This is a genomic window from Solibacillus kalamii, assembly GCF_002174535.1.
GTDB lineage: Bacteria > Bacillota > Bacilli > Bacillales_A > Planococcaceae > Solibacillus > Solibacillus silvestris.
The window spans coordinates 451808-475770 of the sequence record NZ_NHNT01000001.1 but is presented as its reverse complement, the minus strand read 5'-3'; the positions used below and the strand labels follow the sequence as shown (position 1 = coordinate 475770).

The 23963-nt window shown below is 39.4% G+C and carries 24 protein-coding genes and 1 other annotated feature; of the genes, 17 read left to right on the top strand and 7 right to left on the bottom strand.

Features of this window, described 5'->3' with window-relative positions; translation table 11 throughout:
• Positions 1-16 precede the first annotated feature (16 nt).
• Positions 17-2146, top strand: a complete 2130-nt coding sequence (locus CBM15_RS02330; protein WP_087615578.1) for an ATP-dependent Clp protease ATP-binding subunit — start codon at positions 17-19, stop codon at positions 2144-2146.
• 339 nt (positions 2147-2485) lie between these two features.
• Here CBM15_RS02330 and CBM15_RS02325 read toward each other — a convergent pair whose 3' ends face one another.
• A complete protein-coding gene (locus tag CBM15_RS02325) occupies positions 2486-2689 on the bottom strand; it encodes a YjzD family protein (RefSeq protein WP_087615577.1) in 204 nt (67 codons plus the stop codon).
• Between the two features lie 446 nt (positions 2690-3135).
• Here CBM15_RS02325 and CBM15_RS02320 point away from each other — a divergent pair, with 446 nt between their 5' ends.
• Positions 3136-4071, top strand: coding sequence for a beta-ketoacyl-ACP synthase III (locus tag CBM15_RS02320; protein WP_087615576.1), 936 nt, complete (start codon positions 3136-3138; stop codon positions 4069-4071).
• A 119-nt stretch (positions 4072-4190) separates the two neighbouring features.
• Positions 4191-5432: a beta-ketoacyl-ACP synthase II gene (gene fabF, locus CBM15_RS02315; RefSeq protein WP_008403577.1), complete on the top strand. Its 1242-nt coding sequence runs from the start codon at positions 4191-4193 to the stop codon at positions 5430-5432.
• Between the two features lie 245 nt (positions 5433-5677).
• On the opposite strand, the gene trpS is transcribed toward fabF, so the two are convergent.
• A complete protein-coding gene (gene trpS, locus CBM15_RS02310; RefSeq protein ID WP_087615575.1) occupies positions 5678-6667 on the bottom strand; it encodes a tryptophan--tRNA ligase in 990 nt (329 codons plus the stop codon).
• A gap of 64 nt (positions 6668-6731) precedes the next feature.
• Positions 6732-6949, bottom strand: a binding site (T-box leader).
• Between the two features lie 466 nt (positions 6950-7415).
• Here trpS and spxA point away from each other — a divergent pair.
• The 4 genes from spxA to pepF all read left to right on the top strand — a co-directional run bounded on the left by spxA (position 7416) and on the right by pepF (position 12095).
• On the top strand, positions 7416-7814 hold the full coding sequence (spxA, locus tag CBM15_RS02305) for a transcriptional regulator SpxA (RefSeq protein WP_008403575.1): 399 nt from the start codon (positions 7416-7418) through the stop codon (positions 7812-7814).
• A gap of 313 nt (positions 7815-8127) precedes the next feature.
• Positions 8128-8781: an adaptor protein MecA gene (gene mecA, locus CBM15_RS02300; protein ID WP_087615574.1), complete on the top strand. Its 654-nt coding sequence runs from the start codon at positions 8128-8130 to the stop codon at positions 8779-8781.
• Positions 8782-9104: 323 nt separating this feature from the next.
• On the top strand, positions 9105-10232 hold the full coding sequence (locus tag CBM15_RS02295) for a competence protein CoiA (RefSeq protein ID WP_087615573.1): 1128 nt from the start codon (positions 9105-9107) through the stop codon (positions 10230-10232).
• Positions 10233-10286: 54 nt separating this feature from the next.
• Complete coding sequence (pepF, locus tag CBM15_RS02290) at positions 10287-12095, top strand: oligoendopeptidase F (protein WP_087615572.1); 1809 nt, start codon at positions 10287-10289, stop codon at positions 12093-12095.
• 904 nt (positions 12096-12999) lie between these two features.
• Here pepF and CBM15_RS02285 read toward each other — a convergent pair.
• The 4 genes from CBM15_RS02285 to CBM15_RS02270 form a co-directional block, all read right to left on the bottom strand.
• Positions 13000-13821 (bottom strand): DsbA family protein, encoded by an 822-nt coding sequence (locus tag CBM15_RS02285; RefSeq protein ID WP_008403571.1) that lies wholly within the window; start codon positions 13819-13821, stop codon positions 13000-13002.
• The gene (locus CBM15_RS02280; protein WP_008403570.1) at positions 13818-14216 is read right to left on the bottom strand and encodes a globin domain-containing protein; all 399 of its coding nucleotides are present in this window, start codon (positions 14214-14216) and stop codon (positions 13818-13820) included. The genes CBM15_RS02285 and CBM15_RS02280 overlap by 4 nt, the downstream gene beginning before the upstream one ends.
• A gap of 309 nt (positions 14217-14525) precedes the next feature.
• Entirely contained in the window at positions 14526-15293 is a 768-nt protein-coding gene (locus CBM15_RS19585; RefSeq protein WP_275584029.1) for a lytic transglycosylase domain-containing protein, read from the bottom strand.
• Positions 15294-15316: 23 nt separating this feature from the next.
• The gene (locus tag CBM15_RS02270) at positions 15317-15904 is read right to left on the bottom strand and encodes a CYTH domain-containing protein (RefSeq protein ID WP_087615570.1); all 588 of its coding nucleotides are present in this window, start codon (positions 15902-15904) and stop codon (positions 15317-15319) included.
• A gap of 168 nt (positions 15905-16072) precedes the next feature.
• Between CBM15_RS02270 and CBM15_RS02265 the strand changes: the two genes are divergently transcribed.
• The 6 genes from CBM15_RS02265 to CBM15_RS02240 all read left to right on the top strand — a co-directional run bounded on the left by CBM15_RS02265 (position 16073) and on the right by CBM15_RS02240 (position 20915).
• Positions 16073-16456 (top strand): UPF0738 family protein, encoded by a 384-nt coding sequence (locus CBM15_RS02265; RefSeq protein ID WP_087615569.1) that lies wholly within the window; start codon positions 16073-16075, stop codon positions 16454-16456.
• Between the two features lie 155 nt (positions 16457-16611).
• Complete coding sequence (gene yjbM, locus CBM15_RS02260; RefSeq protein ID WP_008403566.1) at positions 16612-17289, top strand: GTP diphosphokinase; 678 nt, start codon at positions 16612-16614, stop codon at positions 17287-17289.
• Positions 17289-18083: an NAD kinase gene (locus CBM15_RS02255; protein ID WP_008403565.1), complete on the top strand. Its 795-nt coding sequence runs from the start codon at positions 17289-17291 to the stop codon at positions 18081-18083. The genes yjbM and CBM15_RS02255 overlap by 1 nt, the downstream gene beginning before the upstream one ends.
• An 11-nt stretch (positions 18084-18094) precedes the next feature.
• Positions 18095-18979, top strand: coding sequence for an RluA family pseudouridine synthase (locus tag CBM15_RS02250; RefSeq protein ID WP_087615568.1), 885 nt, complete (start codon positions 18095-18097; stop codon positions 18977-18979).
• A gap of 198 nt (positions 18980-19177) precedes the next feature.
• On the top strand, positions 19178-20548 hold the full coding sequence (gene mgtE / locus CBM15_RS02245; RefSeq protein WP_014824608.1) for a magnesium transporter: 1371 nt from the start codon (positions 19178-19180) through the stop codon (positions 20546-20548).
• A gap of 49 nt (positions 20549-20597) precedes the next feature.
• Positions 20598-20915 carry a 4-diphosphocytidyl-2C-methyl-D-erythritol kinase gene (locus tag CBM15_RS02240; RefSeq protein ID WP_087615567.1) on the top strand — a complete coding sequence of 106 codons (318 nt, stop codon included), beginning with the start codon at positions 20598-20600 and terminating at the stop codon, positions 20913-20915.
• Between the two features lie 100 nt (positions 20916-21015).
• Here the strand turns inward: CBM15_RS02240 and CBM15_RS02235 are convergent, their stop codons facing one another.
• Positions 21016-21540, bottom strand: coding sequence for a CotY/CotZ family spore coat protein (locus CBM15_RS02235; RefSeq protein WP_008403561.1), 525 nt, complete (start codon positions 21538-21540; stop codon positions 21016-21018).
• A 160-nt stretch (positions 21541-21700) separates the two neighbouring features.
• Here CBM15_RS02235 and CBM15_RS02230 point away from each other — a divergent pair, with 160 nt between their 5' ends.
• Genes CBM15_RS02230 through spoVAE form a run of 4 tightly spaced genes read left to right on the top strand, consistent with a single transcriptional unit; the run spans position 21701 to position 23919 of the window.
• On the top strand, positions 21701-22102 hold the full coding sequence (locus CBM15_RS02230) for a YhcN/YlaJ family sporulation lipoprotein (protein ID WP_087615566.1): 402 nt from the start codon (positions 21701-21703) through the stop codon (positions 22100-22102).
• Position 22103: 1 nt separating this feature from the next.
• Complete coding sequence (gene spoVAC, locus CBM15_RS02225; RefSeq protein ID WP_087615565.1) at positions 22104-22559, top strand: stage V sporulation protein AC; 456 nt, start codon at positions 22104-22106, stop codon at positions 22557-22559.
• A complete protein-coding gene (locus CBM15_RS02220; protein WP_087615564.1) occupies positions 22553-23548 on the top strand; it encodes a stage V sporulation protein AD in 996 nt (331 codons plus the stop codon). The genes spoVAC and CBM15_RS02220 overlap by 7 nt, the downstream gene beginning before the upstream one ends.
• Entirely contained in the window at positions 23545-23919 is a 375-nt protein-coding gene (gene spoVAE, locus CBM15_RS02215) for a stage V sporulation protein AE (RefSeq protein WP_087615563.1), read from the top strand. The genes CBM15_RS02220 and spoVAE overlap by 4 nt, the downstream gene beginning before the upstream one ends.
• Positions 23920-23963 lie beyond the last annotated feature (44 nt).

Here is a 23963-nt window from a genome sequence, read left to right as displayed (position 1 = left end):
TGAAAGGGTGCACTGTATGCAATTTAATCAAACTCAAGATAATCGTCCGCCATTAGAACAATTTGGACGTAATTTAATTGAACAAGTAAAAAAAGGTAAGATGGATCCGGTTATCGGACGAGATGAAGAAATCCGAAACGTCATTCGTATCCTGTCACGTAAAACAAAAAACAATCCGGTTCTCATCGGTGAACCAGGTGTTGGTAAAACAGCGATCGTCGAAGGATTGGCACAGCGTATTGTGAGACGGGATGTACCTGAAGGATTGAAAGATGCGGAGCTTTATGAACTGGATATGAGTGCGCTCATTGCCGGTGCATCGTATCGCGGACAGTTTGAAGAGCGACTGAAATCTGTATTAAAACAAGTAAAAGAATCAGAAGGACGCATCATTTTATTCATCGATGAGATTCATACAATTGTCGGTGCAGGGAAAACGGACGGAGCAATGGATGCAGGAAATATGCTGAAACCAATGCTAGCACGCGGTGAACTGCATTGTATTGGAGCAACAACATTGGACGAGTACCGCATGTATATCGAAAAAGATCCTGCATTGGAACGCCGATTCCAGCAAGTAATGGTGCGTGAACCTTCTATTGAAGATACGGTATCCATTTTACGCGGTATAAAAGATCGATTTGAAGAACATCATCGTGGCGTACGCATTCATGACCGCGCGATTATTGCAGCGGCCCAGCTGGCAAACCGCTATATTACAGACCGCTTTTTACCGGATAAGGCGATTGATCTCGTTGATGAGGCATGTGCAATGATCCGTATTGAAATCGATTCAATGCCACAGGAACTGGATCAGTTAACGCGCCGTCTTACACAGCTTAAAATTGAGCAGCAGGCTTTGAAAAAAGAAAAAGATGGCGCGAGCAAAAAGCGTCTTGAAATAATTACTGATGAAATTGATACATTGGAAACTTCGATTAAATCGATGAAAGAACAGTGGGAGCTTGAAAAAAACGGCTTGCAGATCGTGCGCGATAAAAAAGATGAACTGAAAAAAATGGAGGCCGAACGCGATGACTTATTTATTTCAGGCAATAATTTAGCGCGGGCAAGTGAGCTCCAATACAGTAAAATTCCACAGCTTGAAAAGGAAATTACCGAGTTGGAACAGCAGCTGAAACAGTCGGAAGGTAACCGCATGCTGCGTGAAGAAGTGACGGAAGAGGAAATTGCTAAAATCATTTCACGCTGGACAGGTATTCCGGTAACGAAGCTTGTTGAAGGTGAACGCGAAAAGCTGCTCCGTTTAAAAGATACGCTGCATGAACGGGTAGTCGGTCAGGACGATGCGGTAACTTATGTAACAGAAGCAGTATGGCGTGCACGTTCAGGTATTAAAGATCCGAATAAGCCGATCGGAAGCTTCCTGTTCCTAGGGCCGACTGGTGTCGGAAAAACCGAATTGGCAAAAGCATTGGCAGCACAATTATTCGATTCAGAAGATCATTTCATCCGTATTGATATGAGCGAGTATATGGAGAAACATTCTGTATCGCGCCTCGTCGGAGCACCTCCAGGCTATATTGGCTATGAAGAAGGCGGTCAGCTGACAGAAGCGGTACGCCGCAACCCGTATTCCGTTGTACTCTTGGATGAAATCGAGAAGGCGCATCCGGATGTTGCGAATATTTTACTGCAAGTGCTCGATGATGGCCGCATTACGGATAGCCAAGGGCGGATCGTCAACTTTACGAATACCGTCATTATTTTGACATCGAATATCGGCTCGCAGTTTTTACTGGAAGGATCAGAAGAATCGGAACAGCTTGTCCAAACGGCATTACGTCAGCACTTTAAACCAGAGCTGTTAAACCGGATGGATGATATTATTATGTTCCATGCCTTATCGAACGAGCACTTCCATAAGATTGCCTGGAAATATGTAAAGCAGCTTCAAGATAGAGTTGCCGAACAGGAAATTACGTTATCAGTGGACGGTGAAGTGGTCGACTGGATTGTCAAGCATGGGATTGATCCGCAATTCGGTGCACGTCCATTAAAACGCTTTGTTCAACGCCATTTAGAAACGATTGTTGCACGTGAACTGTTAAAAGGGGAAGTCGCAGCAGGTGGAACATTGTCAATTGCATTGGAAAATGAAGAGTTGGTTATAAATTCAAATTAAGTGTAAAAAAAAGCTTGTACGTGAATGGCGTACAAGCTTTTTTGTATGTAGGGATGTGCTAATAAGGCTGACTGAAGTTCTAATAAAAATGAAGAAGTTCTAATAAAAATGAAGAAGTTCTAATAAAAGTCGGAAGTTCTAATATAAATGTCAGCTGTTCTAATAAGAGGTGCTACTGTTCAAATAAACAAGCCAACTTTTCTAATATCAAGTATGTAACATCTAATATTGGATAGAAGTGTTCTAATAAAAAATGAGGCTGGTAAGCGCCGCAACAAATAGAGCGGTAAATAACAAGGGGCTGTCCAGTAATTTTACCGGACAGCCCCTTGTTATCTATTAATGATGCTCTGCTTCTGCTTCTGCTTCTGGAGTTGATTCGTTTGGAATGATTGCAGCGATAATAATAACTAATACGCTGAATACTAATGATACGATTACGCCATTCATGAAGTTAAAATCTACACTTAATACAGAACTTACTACATAGTTTAGCATTGAAACTAATAAGAATGACCAAAAGAACGTAATGATATATTGCATCAAATTCACCTCATTGAACTTATTTATAACGTTATTGTGAAATTACATCTTCAATATCATACCACAAGCCTTCATGAAATTAAAAGGGCGAATCAAATTATTCTTCAAGTTGTCATAAATGCCTATTTTTATCGCTTTTTTAAGTAGGAATTAACAGGAAAATAGAGAAGATTAGCTCGAATTTGTTTCTCTATCAATGTTCGTTTTTAACAATTGTTTCAGTAAAAAATTTACACGTAATAAACGTCCATCCGCATGTCAATTTGAGTAAGGTGTTTCTCGGTTAGTATAGCCAATTTAATGGGGAGAAAACAAGAATATTTCCCCCAATCCCTCGTTTTCCAGAAATTTTAATTGTGTTCAAAATAATTATGCTCTATAATTAGTACCAACTACTAATAATTAGTTATATTTTTTGATTCACGAGAAAACAAGGGGGCTATTATATGAATGCCGGTATTATAGGGATGGGGAAATATGTTCCGGAAAAAGCTATACCAAATAAGAATTTTGAAAATGTTTTAGATACATCAGATGAATGGATTCGTTCTCGTACAGGTATTGAAAATCGTTTTATCGCTGAGAATGAAGAAACATCGGATTTAGCATATAAAGCAGCATTGCAAGCTATTGAAAACGCAGGTATTAAGCCGGATCAAATCGGTTTAATCGTAGTGGCAACCGTTACACAGGATCAGAATTTCCCGAGTGTAGCTTGTCAGATTCAAGAGCGACTTGGAATATCGGGATGCGGCGCTATGGATGTGTCCGCGGCATGCTCAGGATTCATTTATGGAACGGCTATTGCCAAGCAATTTATTGAGAGCAATAGTTATGAATATGTGTTAGTAGTAGGTGTTGAAAAACTGTCGAAAATTGTGGACTGGGATGATCGCAACACGGCTGTCCTTTTCGGAGATGGTGCAAGTGCGGCCGTTCTTGGAAAAGTTTCGGAAGGGCGCGGTATATTGGCTTTCGAACTAGGAGCTGACGGAACAGGCGGAAAGCATCTTTATTTAAATCCTAAAAATCACATTGCAATGAATGGTCGTGAAGTATTTAAATTTGCGGTTCGTCAAATGGGCGAATCGGCTGTAAATGTCATCGAAAAGGCAGGCATGACTAAGGAAGATGTCGATTATTTAGTGCCGCATCAGGCAAACATCCGCATTATGGAAGCCGCAAGAGAGCGTCTTGACTTGCCAGAGGAAAAAATGTCGAAAACAATCCAAAAATACGGCAATACATCTGCCGCTTCAATCGGAATTTCGATTGTAGAAGATTTGGAGTCTGGTAAAATCAAAGATGATGATATCGTTGTTTTAGTGGGTTTCGGCGGTGGGCTTACATGGGGAGCGCTCGCATTAAAGTGGGGTAAATAAAAACTTGGGCTCCTGGGAGAATGGTACAATATTTTTCCCTTTGGAAAGCGTTCGACTGAAATGGAAATTAACCTTTAAATAGAGGAAAAAGAACTTAACTTAGAAAAGGGTGTTAAATAATGGAGAAAAGAAGAGTTGTTGTTACAGGAATCGGTGCAGTTACGCCAGTAGGAAACAGTGCAGAGCAAGCCTGGGAAAATGTAATTGCAGGCAAGTCTGGTATTGGACCATTAACACGAATTGATACGAGTAAGTTTACTGTGTCTGTAGCGGCAGAAGTAAAAGACTTTAATATAGAAGAATATATTGAAAAGAAGGAAGCACGCAAAATGGACCGTTTTACACATTATGCGATCGCTGCTTCAATGATGGCTGCAAAAGATGCCAACTTGACTATTACAGAGGAAATGGCGCCACGCGTAGGTGTATGGATCGGGTCAGGGATTGGCGGAATGGAAACGCATGAGCAGCAGTTTTTAACTTTTCAGGAACGCGGTGTTCGACGTGTGAGCCCGTTTTTCGTACCAATGATGATTCCGGATATGGCTTCAGGTCAAGTATCGATTTATCTTGGGGCAAAAGGGGTCAACTCTTGTTCCGTAACGGCTTGTGCATCGGGAACTAACTCGATTGGTGACGCATTTAAAGTAATTGAACGTGGAGACGCTGATGTGATGATTACGGGTGGAGCAGAGGCGCCGATCGTAACAATGGCGGTTGCAGGCTTCAGTGCAAACACAGCGTTATCGTTAAATCCGGATACGGCTACTGCATCACGTCCATTTGATAAAAACCGTGACGGCTTCGTTATTGGTGAAGGTGCAGGGATTTTAATTTTAGAAGAATATGAACATGCGAAAGCGCGCGGTGCAAAAATTTACGGAGAAGTCGTTGGTTATGGTTCAACAGGGGATGCCCACCATATTACAGCACCGGCTCCAAACGGTGAAGGTGCAGCACGTGCGATGCAAATGGCGATCGATGATGCACAAGTATCTCCTGACCGCGTTGGTTATATTAATGCACACGGTACGAGTACACCATATAATGACTTATTTGAAACACAGGCAGTCAAAACTGTTTTTGGTGACCATGCCTATAAATTGGCGATGAGTTCAACGAAAAGTATGACAGGCCATTTATTAGGTGCAGCAGGCGGGATTGAGGCAATCTTTACGGTACTTGCATTGAAGGAAGGCATTTTGCCACCGACAATGAATTTACAGGATCCGGATCCGGAATGTGACCTGGACTATGTACCAAATGCCGCACGAAAAGCGGAAGTTGAATATGCGTTAAGCAATTCACTGGGCTTTGGCGGACATAATGCTTGTTTATTATTCAAAAAATATACAGATTAATAAATGACAAAAAACGAACGTGCTTCTTCTATCGCACGTTCGTTTTTCGTATAGTTGTACGAAGGATGGTGTTTTGACACGCTTCGTACTATTTTTATTTTTTTATGGGCTCAGTGTCATGTCGATCAGTAATATGATTCTATACTTGAATTACCGCACGCTCGGCTATTCATGGCATGCTGTATTACTGTACATTGTACATGGAGCAGAGTTGTATCTGTTGATTGTTGCTATTGGTGGGATGATTAGCGTCGTTTACGGCCTAAACCCATCGCGTTCTCCATTTTCTTGAGTGTTTTAGAGGCAATGGCATTCGCTTTTACTGCACCCTCATCCAAAATTTCATCAAGTTCCGGTGAGTCAATCAGTGCATAATAGCGTTCTTGAATTGGTGTTAAATGGTCAATAACAGCCTGCGCTACTCCAGCTTTAAAATCACCATAGCCTTTGCCTTCATACTTTGCTTCTAAATCTGCAATCGCTGTACCGGATAGGGCAGATTCAATAATAAGCAAGTTCGATACACCCGGTTTGTTTTCAATATCAAATTTAACGATTCCCTCAGAATCCGTTACTGCGGATTTGATTTTCTTTTCGATTTCTTTTGCTGTATCAAGCAGGCGAATCGTCGCTTTTGAATTTGTATCGGATTTTGACATTTTTTTCGTTGGCTCCTGCAATGACTTGATACGAGCGCCTTCTTTCGGCAATTGAATATCAGGAATCGTTAATACATCATTGTAGCGCTTATTGAAACGTTCAGCTAAATCTCGTGTTAATTCAATATGCTGCTTTTGGTCTTCACCAACTGGTACGATGTCTGTATTGTACAGAAGGATATCGGCAGCCATTAACGGCGGGTATGTTAAAAGTGCGGCAGAAACGGATTCTTTACCTGTCGATTTGTCTTTAAACTGTGTCATGCGCTCTAATTCTCCGATTGAAGCGACACATTGAAGCATCCAGCCTGCTTGGGCATGGGCAGGGACTTCTGACTGAATAAATAAAACCGATTTCTTCGGATCAATGCCACATGCGATATACATTGCTGCCAATGAGCGAATATTTTTTCGTAACTCAAGTCGATCCTGTGGCACAGTAATTGCGTGCTGATCCACGATGCAGTAAATGGCGTTGTTGTTTTCCTGTAAAGCGGGGAATTGTTTAATCGCACCGATATAATTCCCTAAAGTAATTGTTCCTGTTGGTTGTACACCTGAAAAGATGGTTTTCATTGGGTGTTCCTCCTTAAAAATCAAATGAAAATAAAAAAACATCATGCGTCCTCTATTCGAAAATAGAAGGGACGAATGATGTTAAAAATCCGCGGTACCACCCAGCTTGCCTCAATTGGCCACTTTACTTCGTAACGTGAAGGCGACGAGCTGGACTACTAATAGAAACGTTCATCAAGCTAACTCGGAAGTCCATTCCATTTAACGAATGATCTGTTTGCACCAACCACAGACTCTCTAGGCATTCAAATTAAATGTACTACTCTTCGTCATCGTTTTTCATAATCTTGAATGGATTATAACGTAAGTATTGAAAAGAAAGCAATTGTTTTATTTAAAGAAATAGGAATAAAACAAAGTGAAAATGGAAATAGTAGTAAATAGATAATTATATTTTAAGAAATGGCATGATATTATCTGACTTTTTTCTCAATTACAATTTGATAAATGAGAAAAAACTTTAAAAATCAGTACGTTTTATTTTACTATTTTATGGGTAAATTTTAATATGGCACAAAATTCTAGAAAGTGTGCTTATTAGAGAGAAATACGTAATAAAATTTATTACGTAAGTTGAATTATTTGTTGACATTGTATATTCAAACATGGGTTATTCATGTATAATGGGAACAGAATCTTAAATTAAATTAATTCTAAATTGAGTTTTATTTATACATTTGTGCTTCTTCATTAAAAGGAAGCAACATCTAGCAATTGAATTGAAATCAATTAGAGAGGGAGTGAGCCAATGTTAGTAACATTATTTACTTCACCAAGTTGTACTTCATGTCGAAAAGCAAAAGCATGGTTAGAGGAACATGATATCCCATATACAGAACGCAACATTTTTTCCGAGCCACTTACAATTAGTGAAATCAAAGAGATTTTACGAATGACAGAAGATGGTACCGATGAAATTATCTCGACGCGTTCGAAAATTTTCCAAAAGTTGAATGTTGATGTTGAAACATTGCCATTACAGCGATTATATGAGCTTATTCAGGAATATCCAGGATTATTACGCCGTCCGATTATTTTAGATGAAAAACGTCTGCAAGTCGGTTATAACGAAGATGAAATTCGTCGATTCCTGCCTCGTAAAGTACGAGCATACCAGTTGCAAGAAGCCCAACGCATGGTTAACTAAATAGACCGCTCATGATGTTACGGATGCATATTGTGCAATTGTAGCATCTTTTTTTTATTTTAGAACATATTAGAAAGACACCTTAATTACTTGATTTAAATGGAGTGGTGCAATACAATTTCAATTATTCAAATAATTTATGATGAATAATGTTTTTCCTTTTCATTTTAATCCATTCCATCATACAATAGAGTTATAGATACTTCTAATATTTAAAAGTATCTCAGTTCCGATGCAATAGAACGCCATATTGTATGCCACTTGGAAATAAAGCGACGTTCTATACAATGACTGTGAAGGGGGTTGAGGTCTAATGGACATCGAACGCATTAATGAAAATACGCTAAAATTATTTATTACGTATAGTGATATCGAGGACCGCGGTTATACTCGCGAAGAAATATGGTACAATCGCGCAAAAGGTGAAGAGCTTTTCTGGGATATCATTGGTGAAATAAATACAGATGATTATTTCGATTTAGATGGTCCAATTTGGATTCATATTAACGCTTCAGAAAGTGGATTGGAAGTCGTTGTTACACGCGCGTCTGTAGGTAATGACTCCGAAACTTCTTCAATGACAGGCAACTTTGAAGATGACCTTCATATATCAGATCAATTAAATGAAATGGAAGAATCGATCTTCAATGCGATTGGCAAAGCTGCAAAAGAAGAAGAACAATCGCTTGAAAATGCCCGATTCCGATTTAAAGATATTGACGAACTAGTACCTCTTGCAAAACGCGCAGCACCATTAGGAATAGAGTCTGTGTTGTATAAATGGGAAGATTATTACTATTTATATGTAGATTTAAAAGATTTGGAAAGCCAGGAAGCGAGAAATATCATCGCTTTATGTACTGAATATTTATCTGCTTCCAAAATTACAGCGCACCGCCTTGAAGAGTACGGGGAAACAATCATTGCTGAAGACTGCTTCGAAACAATCATTACGTATTTTGATTAGGACAGCAGTTTACGAAAGCCACCTGATTTCAGGTGGCTTTTTTGTGTTTGTGCTGGGGGGATATCTGGTTGGGGGAAGTAGAATATAGAGGGGCAAAAGCAGAATAATGGTTGAGGAAAGTGGAATATCGTGCGTGTGAAGCAGAACAGAGCATCGAGAAAGTAGAACCTTGTGACGGAAAAGTGGAAAGTTCGTCTATAAAAGGGAACGGCAATCAATAAAAGTAGAAATCCTTTGAAAAAATCAGTTTCCAATAGTTACTATTTATAAGTTGAAATTGAATGTTCAGTTCATTAAGATGGATAAAAAAAGGGGGGTAGCGAATGCTGGTCGCTTTGACGGAACAACAGCAATTATTCTATTTAACGTCGAAACTGCCGCTGGATGAGTTGCAAAAATTAAAAAAGCAGCAATCCTTTTTTTGTCCTCAATGTAAAGAACAGCTTCTGTTAAAAGCTGGTCGAATAAAAATCCCGCACTTTGCCCATAAAAAAAATAGTGAATGCGATTCTTTGTTTTCAGAAGGGGAATCTGCCGCGCATCTCCTCGGGAAACAACACCTCTTTCAACTTTTTACAAGCCTTCAGCTACGTCCCGTTCTTGAACCGTATTTACCACAGCTACAACAGCGGCCAGATCTCCTCATTACATTTAAAGACCGCCAATATGCTATTGAATTTCAGTGCAGCCCAATCGCGCATCCATCTTTTCAACTGCGTACAACCGGCTATTTAAATGCTGAAATCACACCGATCTGGATATTGCACACTCCCGAAAAATTCAAAAGTCCCGGTATCGTAAAAATTTCAATGAATCATACAAACGCGCAGTTTGTGCAACAGTATAAAAAACAGAAATACCTCATCACCTACGATGAGAAAAGTAGAACTTTCTACTATCTAAGCAATTTAATCCATCTTCATAAATTGCAGTATTTTACTGTCGTTAAGCCATTGCCCCTTAGCCAACAACGTTTTCCGCTTTTAGTTCCAGAGAAAATATCAAAATCACAATTTCATTTGATTCTAAAAAAATACAGGAGTTATCGGGAGCACTATATCCGTCACCGTCTACTATTGAGCAAAAAAGGGGTTAACGATCGATTTTTTCGAGCCATTTATGAATTAAGGCTAACTATGACGAATTTACCGATTTTTTTAGGGATTCCTGTCTGCAATACGCATGCTTTTAACCGATTCTGTATAGAATGGCAAGTAGGGCTATTTCATTTTATGAACGCCCATGCGCTCACACCTAAAACGATGAATGTGCAAGCGATTCCTTACTTTTTCAAATGGAGTCAATTGGAGCTGACGAATGAGCGGAAAACAGCGGTGGAACATTATTTAACAATTTTAAGACATCTTAAAATTGAGCAACTGGATGAAAATATAGCCGAAGAACAACTTTTTAATGTTCTATACGACGAATTGGTTGCAATTGGATGTTGAAATTGTTTAAATAGATTTATAATTTCGAATATCGGAATAGTAGGAGGCAATTAAATGGCAAAGCAAATTTTAACGCGTGAAGAAGTACCTGAGCAATTAACATGGGATTTAACATCAATCTTTGAATCGGATGAAACGTGGGAAGCTGAACTGAAGGAAGTTGAGCAATTATCAAAACAAGCTTCAAATTATAAAGGAAAAGTAGCGGATAGTGCGGAAAGCTTATACAACACTTTGCAATTTAGCGATGCATTATACGAGCGTTTACACAAATTGTACGTATATTCACATTTAAAACATGACCAGGATACTACGAACAGTAAATATCAGGATCTGGATGGTCGTGTGCGTTCTGTTCTTACAAATGTAGGGGCAGCGTGGTCATTTATTACGCCTGAAATTTTAGCCTTGGATGAAGCAACTTTAAACAGCTATGTGGAAAGCTATGAACCACTTTCATTATATGAACAAAGCTTAAAAGAACTTAACTTAGGCCGTCCTCATATCCTATCAGCTGAAAAAGAAGAATTACTTGCGCAATTTTCGGAAGTGACATCGACAGCCGGCAAAACATTCAGCGCATTAAACAATGCTGATTTAGAATTCCCGAAAATTAAAGGGGAAGACGGCGAAGAAGTACAAATTACGCACGGTAACTATATTACAATGCTTGAAAGCGACAATCGCGAAGTACGTGAGGCAGCATTTAAAGCCGTTTACAAAACTTATGGTCAATATAAAAATACATTTGCGACTACATTAGCAGGTAATGTAAAGGCACATAATGTAAATGCAAAAGTTCGTAATTACAATTCAGCGCGTCATGCAGCACTTAGCAATAACTTCATTCCTGAAAAAGTGTATGACCAGCTTGTTTCAACAATCCATGATTACTTACCGGCATTACACCGTTATGTAGAGCTTCGCAAAAAAGTACTTGGTGTAGATGAGCTGCATATGTACGATCTATTTACGCCGCTTGTTAAAGAAGTGAAAATGGAAGTAACATATGACGAAGCAAAGAAAACGATGGTAGAAAGCTTCGCGCCACTTGGTAAAGAATATCAGGAAATCGTCGAAAAAGGTTTGGAAAGCCGTTGGGTAGACGTGCTAGAAAACAAAGGGAAACGCAGCGGTGCCTATTCTTCGGGAACATTCGGTACAAATCCGTATGTCTTAATGAACTGGCAAAATAATGTGAATAACCTTTATACATTGGCACATGAATTCGGCCACTCGATGCACAGTTATTATTCACGTGCCAACCAGCCATATCAATATTCAGATTACTCGATTTTCGTTGCAGAAGTAGCTTCAACATGTAACGAAGAACTATTATTTGATCACCTAATGAAAACATTAGATGATGATAAGCAGAAAATCTATTTATTAAATCAATGGCTGGATGGTTTCCGTGGTACGGTATTCCGTCAAACAATGTTCGCTGAGTTTGAGCATATGATTCATGAATTGGATGCAAAAGGCGAATCGATTACATCGGAAAAATTAACATCGATTTATTACGATCTAAACAAACAATACTTTGGTGATGCAATGACAGTTGACGAGGAAATTGGTCTGGAATGGGCACGTATTCCACACTTTTACTACAACTATTACGTATACCAATACGCAACAGGTCAATCAGCGGCAACAGCATTATCTAAACAAATTTTAGAAGAAGGCGAACCGGCAGTTGAGCGTTATATTAACAACTTCCTAAAAGCAGGCTGCTCGGACTTCCCAATCGAAGTATTAAAAGCTGCGGGTGTAGATATGGAATCTCCGGAACCGATTGCATTGGCATGTCAAGTATTCGAAGAGAAGCTAGAAGAGCTTGAAAAATTATTATTAAATAATTAATAGTTTGTGAAAACGCATCTGTTTCAGGTGCGTTTTTTGCTTGAAAAAATGTAAATTTACTTATTCGATGATGAATTTGATGGAAAAACATTGCGGTTGATATTGAGGGGGAAGGGTTGGGAAATGTTGATGTATCGGCGTTTGAGGCGGGGAGTTGACTACAGATTTATGACATTTTGTTTTAAACCACTTTTCTTTGAATGGAAACGCTTACTATATGACGAATTTGTGAAATTGTGAAAGATACATTGCAAGAAATATTATTCCATGATAGAGTAATACTCGTGAAATAAATCACATAACAAACATACACCCCTTTGTTTGAACGTGAACATTTCTCCCATCCCCTTTGTGAAAAAGAGGCGTCTTATTTCTCGAGAATAAGGCGCCTCTTTTGTTTTGTTCTCCATAATCCGTGCAGTAGGTTTAAGGGGAAAGGGAGTTCTACTTAATCAGGCAAGTATTCCACATTCCGATGAAAAGTTTCTACTTTTCCGATTAAATTGGCGTATAAAGAGAGAACGTTCTACTTAATCAGGCAAGTGTTCCACGTTCCACTCGAAAATTCCCACATTCCAAGGCAAACGTTCTATTTTCATCCCAAAAACTGCTACTTTTCCAATCCAAACGGCGAATAAAACAAGCGCTACTGCACTTCATCCCAAAACGCTTCTGAATCCCTCACAACAGCTTTCGTACTCTCCCTAACTGATGCTAGCAGGCTCTCCATTCACAGCCGTATAAACAAGCACAGGGGCAAATTTACCTATATCTATTCTTACAACCCTAAAAGAATCTACTTACCTTATCCCAACTCGGAACAACCTCCGGAAAAAACAAAAAACCAGCCCTGCATGAATGCATAGCTGGTCAAAATATTGTATAAGTGCGTTTTATAAATTATTTAGTAGGTCGTGCGTTCTTTTGCACGCCAAAGTGTAATTTCGTCAGTCATGATGCGTTCTACTTTTTGCTGAAGCATGCGTTTCTTTAATTCACGTTCTGCCAGTTGTTCATTGATTGAGTAGATTTCGGCTACTTCAGCTGTTGTTAAGGTGCTGAATCGATCGAATAACTCGTCTAATGCGGGAACCGGTTGGCGAATTAATTCTTCCCCAAGCAATTCTGCTAAAATATGCTCGTAAACTTCATAATTATAAGAACCGCTTACTTTCAGGCCTTCATCTTCAATGCATTCATTGAAAAATACGATGCTTGGAATTTCTTCAACTTCCATTTCACGTGTTAAGTATAAATCACATTGGAAGGCACGAGCTGCTTCTTTTGAACCAAAGTCGGACACGAACTCATCCATATCCAGGTTAACTTGCTGGGCGATTTCAATTAATGTCGCATGGGAATTGATATTGCGTGTATTAAGTGTCGCTACTTCTTGAACTTTGTTTAAATAGCGGAAACCTGCTCGCTTTCCTTGAAGTTCAGCCGCTTTAATTGCAATTGAAGGTAATGCTGGATGTGTAATATCCAATTCCGCTCCGGAAACACAGCCTTTCATCCGGCTCGTCATGCTGTTGAGAGCAGAGAGTTCCGTACTAAGGACATATCGACATGTAAAGTAATGACCATATTCTACTTGCAGTTTACGCATTGTCGTTTGAAGAGATAATGCTTTTTCGCAAAGGGGGTCAATAAAAATATAAAGCTCAATCGGTTTATTACATGTGGATGGTGCAACAGGTTGCTGTAAAAGTTGGATATTATTCACTCAAATCCCTCCTCATCATTTGGGGCGTTGACCATATGGTGAGCAGTCATTACGAGACGCTTATAGTAAACTTCACGGAATTTCCCGTCCAAGCCCACTTCGTCCATCGCCTCTGCCATACATTCAAGCCATGCCTGGGCACGATCGGGTGTAATTTTAAAATGCATATGTCTAGCACGCATCATTGGATGACCATGTTCTTCACTGAAAAGGTTAGGCCCTCCAAGATACTGCGTTTGGAATTGTATTTGTTTACGAATTGTTTCCGTCAGATCTTCAGGAAAAATAGGAATTAATAAAGGATGCTTCGCCACTCGAGAGTAGAACGCGTTAATTAATTCAGAAAGCTTTTCAGCACCGAGTTCCTCATAAGGAATCGTATATTTTCGATTCATTAGTTATACTCCTTTGTGTCTTTCTTTGCCAGTATATGAAATATGAATGTCATGTAAGTAATGTAAATTTCATTTAGGCGATACAATCATTCTAGCAACGTAGGGCCATTTTAACAAATAAAGTGCCCTGCCAAAAAATTTGAAGGGCATTTCACTTCTATTAAAAGTATGTTGGAATTGTTGATTTAATAGGTGTCCACATCAATTTTCCAGCAAATCCAAATTAGAGCATTTCAGCAGCATTTACAGTTACATCTCAAAATTCCTTTTTGCTTTCGCCTTCCGATTTTCACTGGTTCCTGTAAAAAATTAAACACTCATATAGTTCATTATTTTTTTAACATAATTTTGAGTTTCTTGGAAAGGCGGAATGCCACCATATTTTTTAACATTTCCAGGACCGGCATTGTACGCAGCAAGGGCTGTTTCCACATTATTATCGAACTGGTCGAGCATTTGGCGTAAATATTTTGCACCACCCATAATATTTTGGGCAGGATCAAAGCGGTCAGAAACTCCTAAATACCGTGCTGTTGCAGGCATGAGCTGCATTAAACCGGATGCACCGGCAGCACTTGTTGCAGAAGCATTGAAATTCGACTCTTGTTTAATAACGGAAGTAATCAGTTTTTCGGGTAAATTGTATTTCTTTGCGGCAGCAGCAATTTCTGCTTCATAAGTCTCAGCACCGGCAAAGAAATTTGCTACGTCGGTCTTTCTTGTGAAATCCGTCATATACTGTTCAATTGTGGGTGTTTCACTACTTGCCGAAAGGGTATTGAATGTCCCCGGTAAATTTGTTAAGTTTGTAGAATTGTTCAATAAAAAGGATGCGATATAGTTTTGAGCAGCCGATTTTTGCTGCTGTGAATTAGAAGTTTGGTCGGAATCCGTTAACTGTTGGAAAGTGCTCACATCACCTAGGCCATTTAGTGAACTAGATAATGATTGTCCGTCTAAAATGTCGCTCATTAAATCGGAAAATAAAGTCGACGTAGATGATGACAATACACTTGAGCTTGACTGATTGGATGTATTTAAATTTTGAATTGCCTGAAGTTCAAGCAATGTTCTCATCGATGAAATATCCATCACAGCACCTAGCCTTTCTGATTGTTTAAAGCCGTCATAAAGCGCACAATTTTCTTTGGCGCAGGCTGTGGCTCAATTGCATGATGTGCTAAAAATTCAGAGAAAATTTCTTTTCCTACTGCTTCATCATGTGTCTCATATTCTACCTCATAATCGTCGCAGTGCAAATAGAAAGAATGGTCAAACACGAGCAAACCGCCTTTATATGGGATTTCTACCCGGTCGGTCGTCAATGTTCCGTAACAGTGCAGCTCGCCTACCGGAATATTAAATAGCGCCAGTCTTTCGTTTACAGAATACGGGGGCACTCCTTCACCGGCCAGCATACGATTTGCTTCCTCACTTGTTAAGTAATCTGTCGTTTCTAAATGCTGGTGCTTGGAAGCTTTCTCTTTTAACGTAAATTCAATCGAATCTTCCACGACACGAATTCGAAGAGCACTGTGAATTTGTTTTAAATCGTTTTCTTTTGTATCAAAGTAATGGTTAACCTGGCGAATAATTTGTTCGTTTTTTATGGAGAATGCTTCAAGAAGCCGTTCGTACTGTAGTTTTGTTAGCATATTCTTAAATTCTATTTCAATTTGCTGTGTCATTGTCATCGTCCTTTTTGTTAATAGTTTTCAATTAAATTCAACGGCTGAAAGAAGTCAAACGTTTCTGCAACAATCGAGTGTCCTATGGTAAAATGTGAAGGGTAGATGAATCATCAATTTTATTATCGGACATTTTCCAGTTATGAAAAGAAAAAGGAGATTAATTCATTGCGAAACGTATATATAATTGAACATGTTGAAGTAGTACATAATGAAATCTATTTTATTTTAAATGAAAAGAAACAACTTAGCCAATTGCAATCGACAGGGCAAGTTATCGTCGATTCGGATAATGAGGCGTTTCTATATATCATAGAAGAAAATGAGGCATACAGTTATTTAAGCTTTTCAAAAAATGTATGGCCGCAACTATTACAGCTGTTATTGGCAGAGCAGAAAGCATACTTGAAAGTGCAGGACGGTTTGCTGCCGCTTCAACAATTTGCTGATGAATTACAAGGATTACTTTATAATATTGAAGGCAACAGCAACTATGGAGATCAATTTGTTGAAAATATCGAAAAGGCATTTGCCGAATTCTTAAATAAATAGCATTTAACTTAATTATTACAAGAAAAAGAATCATTTCACGCGATTTAGGTGTGAAATGTGTATTTCTCGTTCACAAGAAGTATAATTGTTTGAAACAACGTGTTGATGAAATAGTGTGACAGAAATGAACTATTTCTAGTTGGGGGGTTTTTAAATTGGGGCAGTGGGAAGTATTTTTGAGTCCATATCGACAAGCTGTGGATGAACTTAAAATTAAATTAAAAGGGATGCGTTCGCAATTTGGTATTATGAGTGCCAATTCGCCGATTGAATTTGTTACAGGTCGTGTAAAACCACTTGCTAGTATATATGACAAATCGCTTGATAAAGAGATACCATTCGAACCGACTGCGCGTTTAGGAAATGAATTGCAAGATATCGCCGGTGTACGGATTATGTGTCAGTTCGTTGATGATATTGCAACAGTAACCGAGCTAATCCGTCAGCGTAATGATATGAAAGTGATCGAGGAAAAAGATTACATTACACATAGTAAACCGAGTGGCTATCGCTCACACCATATGATTATTGAATATCCGGTAGAAACGATTCAAGGTCGCATCGTTGTCGTGGCAGAAATTCAAATTCGTACATTGGCGATGAACTTCTGGGCATCAATTGAGCATTCCATGAACTACAAGTATAAAGGGATTTTCCCGGAAGAAATAAAAAATCGATTGCAAAGCGCAGCCGAAGCAGCATTTCGTTTAGATGAGGAAATGTCCTCAATTAGAAGTGAAATTCAAGAGGCGCAGGCATATTTCAGTGAAATAAAAGAAGCAACGAATACAGCTATCCATAAGTCAACTGACAAAGAGGAGCGTGACAACTAATGAAGTTTTCAATACAATCACGCAGAGATGACCAATCAAATGAATTGATGGAGCTCGCAAAATCTTATTTAATTGATTTCGGTTTACAATTTGATGAACAAGAGCCGGAAATTGTTCTTTCGATTGGTGGTGATGGGACATTATTGCATGCGTTCCACCGCTATTTGCACCGTTTGGATAAAACAGCTTTTGTCGGCATCCACACAGGACACTTAGGCTTTTATGCCGATTGGAAACCTTCAGAGCTAGAAAAGTTAGTATTATCGATTGCCAAAAAGGAATACAATGTCGTGGAATACCCGTTATTGGAAGTGCAGGTTCATCGCCTGCATTCCGACTCCAGTACGTTTCTTGCGCTGAATGAAGCAACGATTAAATCACCGGACGTAACGCTTGTGATGGATGTGGAACTGAACGGTGAGCATTTTGAGCGTTTCCGTGGAGACGGTTTATGTATTTCGACACCGTCAGGCAGTACAGCATACAATAAAGCATTAGGCGGTGCGATTATTCATCCGACATTGCAGGCCTTGCAAATAACAGAAATGGCATCGATCAATAACCGCGTTTTCCGGACGGTCGGATCTTCTTTAGTATTGCCGGCACACCATAACTGTGTATTAAAACCCGTACATGAGCAGCAATTTAATATGACGGTCGATCATATTAGCATGACGGAAACCGATGTAAAATCGATTACTTTTAATGTGGCAAATGAAAAAGTGCGGTTTGCACGTTTCAGACCATTCCCGTTTTGGGAACGTGTGCACGATTCATTTATCTCGAATGAATAGAATGAGGTTATATGGATAAACGATTTCAATTACAATTTACGAATAAGGTTGATCAAGAGCTTTTGCGTGATGCAATTGCTCAATGGGGCATTTCAAAACGTGCATTGACTGCCATCAAATTTGATGGTGGGGCAATTTTGGTTAACGGCGAAGAAAGAAATGTACGGCATCGGCTGGCAGAAGGCGATGATGTGACGATTATTTTCCCGGTAGAAGAAGCAAGTGAAGGGCTGATTCCCGTAAAAGGAGAATTAACGGTTGTGTACGAAGATGAGGCAGTGCTTCTTGTCGACAAACCGGCCTTTATGAGCTCAATTCCTTCCCGGGAACACCCCAATAATACGCTTGCAAACCTTGTATATGGCTATTTTGAACAGCAGCAGCATGCTTCAACTGTTCATATTGTGACAAGGCTTGACCGTGATACGTCCGGGTTGATGCTTATAGCGAAGCACCGTCATATCCATCATTTAATGAGTGAACAGCAAAAAAAGGGACAAATTCACCGCGAATATGAAGCAGTTGCAGAAGGCATCATTGTACAAGATCAGCAATCCATCATCGCTCCGATTGGACGGAAAGATACGAGCATTATTGAACGTGAAGTCCGGCCAGACGGGCAATTCGCACATACGGATGTGACTGTGCTGACGCGTAAAAATAACATGACACATATTCGTCTGAAGCTTCATACTGGAAGAACCCATCAAATACGTGTTCATATGGCTTATATTGGCCACCCATTAGTGGGGGATGAATTATATGGGGGTACTCATACATTCATTGATCGTCAGGCACTCCATTGCCGCTACATTGAATTTGAACATCCGTTAACGAAAGAAAGAGTGCACTTTGAAAGCAAGTTGCCAGAAGAGATTTCTACATTGATTTACTAATGTAAGATGCCAAGATTTCATTGGCATCTTTTATTTTTGGGGAAAATGGGAATATACTGTTGAGAAGGAATTTGTGTTAGTCATTGGTCAATTTTTGTATATACAAAAAAATAATAATAAAACATAATTAGCCTTGACGAGAGATATCAATTAATCATAAAATAACTCGTTATGAAATGTTGAAAGGAGGGGGCAAGCATGATAGAGGAAAAAAATGATGAAGTCCAGTACGATGAAGCGTTTTTGCGAATGCTGCTTGATGAAGAAAATATCGAGTCGTTCCGTGAACATTTCCTAGTACTCCATCCATATGATCAAGCACAGTTTTATGAAGAGGTGGGCCCGGACATACGACAGATTATTTATCGTTACTTGTCTCCTCAAGAAATGGCAATCATTTTTGAAACAACTGAAATTGAAGATGATGAATACAAAACTTACTTAGATGAGATGGATCCATCATACGGTGCAGCCATGTTCGGCTTCATGTATACCGACAATGCGGTAGATATTCTGAATGAATTGGATACCGAGCAACGGGAAAATTACTTGGAAATGATGGATGAAGAAACGGTCGATGAAATTAATGAGCTTTTAGGCTATGAAGAATATACTGCCGGCGCCATTATGACGACGGAATATGTATCGGTAGTAGAAAGTGCAACGGTTCGTGAGGCAATGCGTGTACTGCGTCAGGAAGCCCAAACTGCCGAAACGATTTACTATATTTTTGTCGTGGATCAGGCACATCGACTACTCGGTGTCATGTCTTTAAGGGAACTGATTGTTGCTGAAGGTGATTTATATATTCGCGACATTATGAGCGAACGTGTCGTATCGGTAAAAGTAACGGATGACCAGGAAAATGTCGCAAACTTAATAAAGGACTATGACTTATTGGCAATTCCAGTTGTTAACGAGAACCGTGAACTTCAAGGGATTATTACAGTCGATGATATTATCGACGTTATTGAAGAAGAAGCAGAGGACGACTATTCCAAGCTGGCAGGTATTGCAGATATGGATGATAATGATGCAGGTCCATTACGTGCAGCGGGCAAGCGTTTGCCATGGCTCATTATTTTACTGTTCTTAGGAATGCTGACATCAGGACTTATGGGGATTTTTGAAGCAACGCTCGATAAAGTCGCCTTGCTAGCAACATTTATACCGCTTATTTCCGGTACATCCGGTAATAGTGGAACCCAGGCATTGGCTGTAGCGGTGCGAGGGATTGCAACAGGGGATATTGGCGGGAAAAGTAAATTCAGGCTGATCGTTCGGGAATTAAGTACAGGACTTATTATGGGAATTGTAAGTGGTGCTATTGTTGTTGGAATCATTTTCTTCTGGAAAGGTACATTAATGATCGGACTGCTCGTCGGCGCAGCGATTTGCTGCTCGATTATTGTCGCAACACTTGCTGGATCGTTCATTCCGATTTTAATGCATAAGCTGGGTGTTGACCCTGCCGTCGCATCAGGACCTTTTATCACAACGTTGAATGACGTTACAAGTATTATTATTTATCTTGGCCTTGCAACGACGTTTATTAGCAGGATTCTGTAAGGAACGATTTGAAAAGACTTTGCATATTGTATGAAAAAGGATGTGGAATGTGGAAATTCACCCATTACTTTTTATTGCAAGTCCTGTTTATATACAAGAAAAGCGGGTCGAAGTAGAAGAAGAAAGTACATCAATTTATGTACGTCCTGCAACTGAAAAAATAGAAAATGGCCTTATTGCCCGACAGCTCCATTATTTTTCGAAGCCGACGAAAGAGCCTAGGGTGTTGGTGTTTATTTTGAAATCTGGCGAAAAAATACACGGATCAATCGATAAAATCAGTGGTAGTCAAGTATTGTTGAATTGCTGTGAGACGAAACGTTGGATTAAAGCTAATGAGATTGTGTTAATTCATCATACTTTATAAAAAAGAGGAGCCACGTTAATGGCTCCTCTTTTTTTAGTACGTTTCATTAAGAAAATACAGCATCTCGCGCTATATGCGCGAGATGTGTTTTTCCTGTGAATTAGTCACAAATGCCAAGGTCTACGTCATCGATACATTGAACAGCACAGAAGCAATCTAAATCAACTGTGATACAGCTATCTGAAGCTTCAAATTGTGTTACTTTACATACTTGACGGAAATCAATAGCAGTTCCGTAGTCGTTTAGTAAATCAACTGTATGCCCATTGTCATCTTGCGGTACAAGAACACGTAGTGTTGCACAGCAGCCATCAAATACATCTTCAACACGGAAATAAATTGATACACAATGACAAGAGCCATTTGGCGTATTGAATGTAGCGAAGAATGGTGATCCATCCTTGTTCAATAAAGTAAATACACGTGTGTCAACATTTGATCGCGCCGGGCTAACGATTCCACCAAGCGGCTCTAAGAAACAGTTTGTTGTACAACGGTTACATTCATCCTGTACTGCTGCATTTTGAATTTCTAAAATTGCACGAACAACCTCACAGACACAACCACGTGAGTGATGATGTTCACCTGCTCCACCTACATCATTATTACCTCTTCCACAACCCATAATTTTTCACCTCCGGTATTCTTAACTCTTACTAATAATATGAATCGGTTGTCAAAGGAATCGGGCGAATGAACAGGTTTCCCCAAACTTCTATGCAAGATGAATAATTCAAAATACGGACGGTTATACTTGGAGAAAAATGGACAAAAGGGGGACTATTATGCGGAAGGCATTCATGGCATTGAGTTTGCTTTTTATTCTTGCAGGCTGCAATGACCGAGAGAAAGTTGCAACGTATTCAATGACAGATAATGTACAAAATCAGCAGGAAGTAGAAAAGCTTTTAAAAGAAGATGATGCAATAGAACAGGCTAATCTTTTAGTATTTGAAGATGAATTATTTGTCGCTATGCAATTAAAACCATTTAAAAAATGGAATCGCGAAAAAATTGAAAAAGACTGGAAAAAAAAGTTGGAAGATAAATTTTCCGATAGTAAAGTCAACGTTTCAGCAGATTTTAAAATGTTCTGGGAATCGACCAAATTAATGGAAGAAAATAATCAGAAAAAAATGCTGAAAGAATTGCATGAGCTTAAAAAGCTTGCTAAGGAGGAAACGTAACTTGAATGAGCAACAATACAATACGTTAAAAGAACAAATTTCACCGAAAACACCTCTTGCCATTAATTGTCTAAAAGCATTTGTTGTTGGCGGTATTATTTGTTGTGTAGGACAAGCAATTTCCTTTTTTTATATGATATTTTTTGATTTTACGGAAAAAACTGTAGGCAATCCAACAGTGGCAACAATGGTATTTCTCGCTATGCTCCTGACAGGGTTCGGACTATATCGAAAACTTGGCCAATTTGCCGGAGCTGGTAGTGCCGTTCCAGTAACAGGGTTCGGTAATGCTGTTGTTTCTTCAGCTATTGAAGGGAAATCGGAAGGATTTGTATTAGGTGTCGGCAGTAATATGTTCAAACTTGCAGGTTCGGTTATTTTGTTTGGGGTTGTTTCGGCCTTTTTTGTGACATTGGTTAAATTAATTCTGGTATCGGTAGGTGTCGTTTCGTGGTAATTGTTTTTAAGTCAAAGCCATCCATTCTTTCTTCTGGTGTTGTAGTAGGACCTTTGGAAAAGCGGAGTGTCTTTCAAACGTATTTTGACAAAATATCGACCGACGAACGGTGGCAAAAAGATTCGAATGAGAAAGGAAATGCCATGCTTATTTCTGAAGCATGTCAAATCATTTTGAAAAAGTCGAACTTAAACAATTTGGATGTTGATTATTTATTGGGCGGGGACTTAGTTAATCAAATGACGCCTACAAACTTTGCCGCACGGGAACTGGCGATTTCGTTTATCGGTCTATTTTCTGCCTGTGCAACATCGGTTTCTTCTATAGTTATTGCTTCATTATTGACAGAACTGGGTGCAAGTGAGTTTTCTATTGCCGGTGCATCTAGCCAGCACAACTCGGTCGAGCGCCAGTTTCGCTATCCGGTAGATTATGGAGGTCAAAAGCCTGCAACTGCTCAGTGGACCGTAACAGCAGCAGGATTTGTATTGGTTGGCAAACATCAGCCGAAGCTTCCGTATGTGGAAGCCGCAACAATCGGAAAAGTAATTGATTACGGAGCAACAGATCCATTTCATATGGGTGGAGCAATGGCACCAGCAGCATTTGATACGATTCAGGCACATTTAAAAAAGCGTTCACAAACGATTCAGGATTACGATGTCATTATGACTGGTGATCTAGGGAAAATTGGATTAAAAATTTTAATTGCGATGTTTGCCCAAAGTGGTGTAAAAAAAGAAGATTTATCAAGATTCCGTGATGCCGGGGCTGAATTTTACGGAGAAGATACAGCATTTTTGGCAGGAGCGAGTGGGGCAGGTTGTTCTGCAGCAGTCTATAGCGGCTATATGATGGAACAATTTAAAACTGGTCGTTACAAACGCGTATTATTGGTGGCGACAGGAGCACTTTTATCGCCGCTTTCTTTTCAACAAGGCGAGTCAATTCCGTGCACAGCACATGCAATTGAAATCGGGATGGGGTGATTACAATCGGCTTTACATTTTTAGTGGCATTTGTCGTAGGTGGATTAATTTGTTTAATTGGTCAGTTATTATTGGATGTAGGAAAGCTGACACCTGGTCATACATTGTCCATTTTAGTAGTAGTAGGCGCAATTTTAGATGGACTTAATTTATATGAACCCTTAATAAGTTTCGCTGGGGCCGGTGCGACAATTCCGATTACTTCGTTTGGGAACTCATTGACACATGGAGCAATGGCTGAAGTTGAAAAACATGGCTGGATTGGTCTGTTGACAGGTATGTTCGAGGTGACGAGCTCCGGAATTAGCGCGGCAATATTGTTTGGCTTTATCGCGGCAGTAATATTTAAGCCTAAAGGAAAAGTAGATTAGACGAATACCCTCCTTTTTTTTGAGTGTTTGCATACACTACAAAA

Excerpts from the sequence above, each read along its gene's own strand:
- CBM15_RS02330 (WP_087615578.1), top strand. The coding sequence starts at position 17 with ATGCAATTTAATCAAACTCAAGATAATCGTCCGCCATTAGAACAATTT.
- CBM15_RS02325 (WP_087615577.1), bottom strand. The coding sequence starts at position 2,689 with ATGCAATATATCATTACGTTCTTTTGGTCATTCTTATTAGTTTCAATG.
- CBM15_RS02320 (WP_087615576.1), top strand. The coding sequence starts at position 3,136 with ATGAATGCCGGTATTATAGGGATGGGGAAATATGTTCCGGAAAAAGCT.
- fabF (WP_008403577.1), top strand. The coding sequence starts at position 4,191 with ATGGAGAAAAGAAGAGTTGTTGTTACAGGAATCGGTGCAGTTACGCCA.
- trpS (WP_087615575.1), bottom strand. The coding sequence starts at position 6,667 with ATGAAAACCATCTTTTCAGGTGTACAACCAACAGGAACAATTACTTTA.
- spxA (WP_008403575.1), top strand. The coding sequence starts at position 7,416 with ATGTTAGTAACATTATTTACTTCACCAAGTTGTACTTCATGTCGAAAA.
- mecA (WP_087615574.1), top strand. The coding sequence starts at position 8,128 with ATGGACATCGAACGCATTAATGAAAATACGCTAAAATTATTTATTACG.
- CBM15_RS02295 (WP_087615573.1), top strand. The coding sequence starts at position 9,105 with ATGCTGGTCGCTTTGACGGAACAACAGCAATTATTCTATTTAACGTCG.
- pepF (WP_087615572.1), top strand. The coding sequence starts at position 10,287 with ATGGCAAAGCAAATTTTAACGCGTGAAGAAGTACCTGAGCAATTAACA.
- CBM15_RS02280 (WP_008403570.1), bottom strand. The coding sequence starts at position 14,216 with ATGAATCGAAAATATACGATTCCTTATGAGGAACTCGGTGCTGAAAAG.
- CBM15_RS19585 (WP_275584029.1), bottom strand. The coding sequence starts at position 15,293 with ATGAGAACATTGCTTGAACTTCAGGCAATTCAAAATTTAAATACATCC.
- CBM15_RS02270 (WP_087615570.1), bottom strand. The coding sequence starts at position 15,904 with ATGACACAGCAAATTGAAATAGAATTTAAGAATATGCTAACAAAACTA.
- CBM15_RS02255 (WP_008403565.1), top strand. The coding sequence starts at position 17,289 with ATGAAGTTTTCAATACAATCACGCAGAGATGACCAATCAAATGAATTG.
- CBM15_RS02250 (WP_087615568.1), top strand. The coding sequence starts at position 18,095 with ATGGATAAACGATTTCAATTACAATTTACGAATAAGGTTGATCAAGAG.
- mgtE (WP_014824608.1), top strand. The coding sequence starts at position 19,178 with ATGATAGAGGAAAAAAATGATGAAGTCCAGTACGATGAAGCGTTTTTG.
- CBM15_RS02235 (WP_008403561.1), bottom strand. The coding sequence starts at position 21,540 with ATGGGTTGTGGAAGAGGTAATAATGATGTAGGTGGAGCAGGTGAACAT.
- CBM15_RS02230 (WP_087615566.1), top strand. The coding sequence starts at position 21,701 with ATGCGGAAGGCATTCATGGCATTGAGTTTGCTTTTTATTCTTGCAGGC.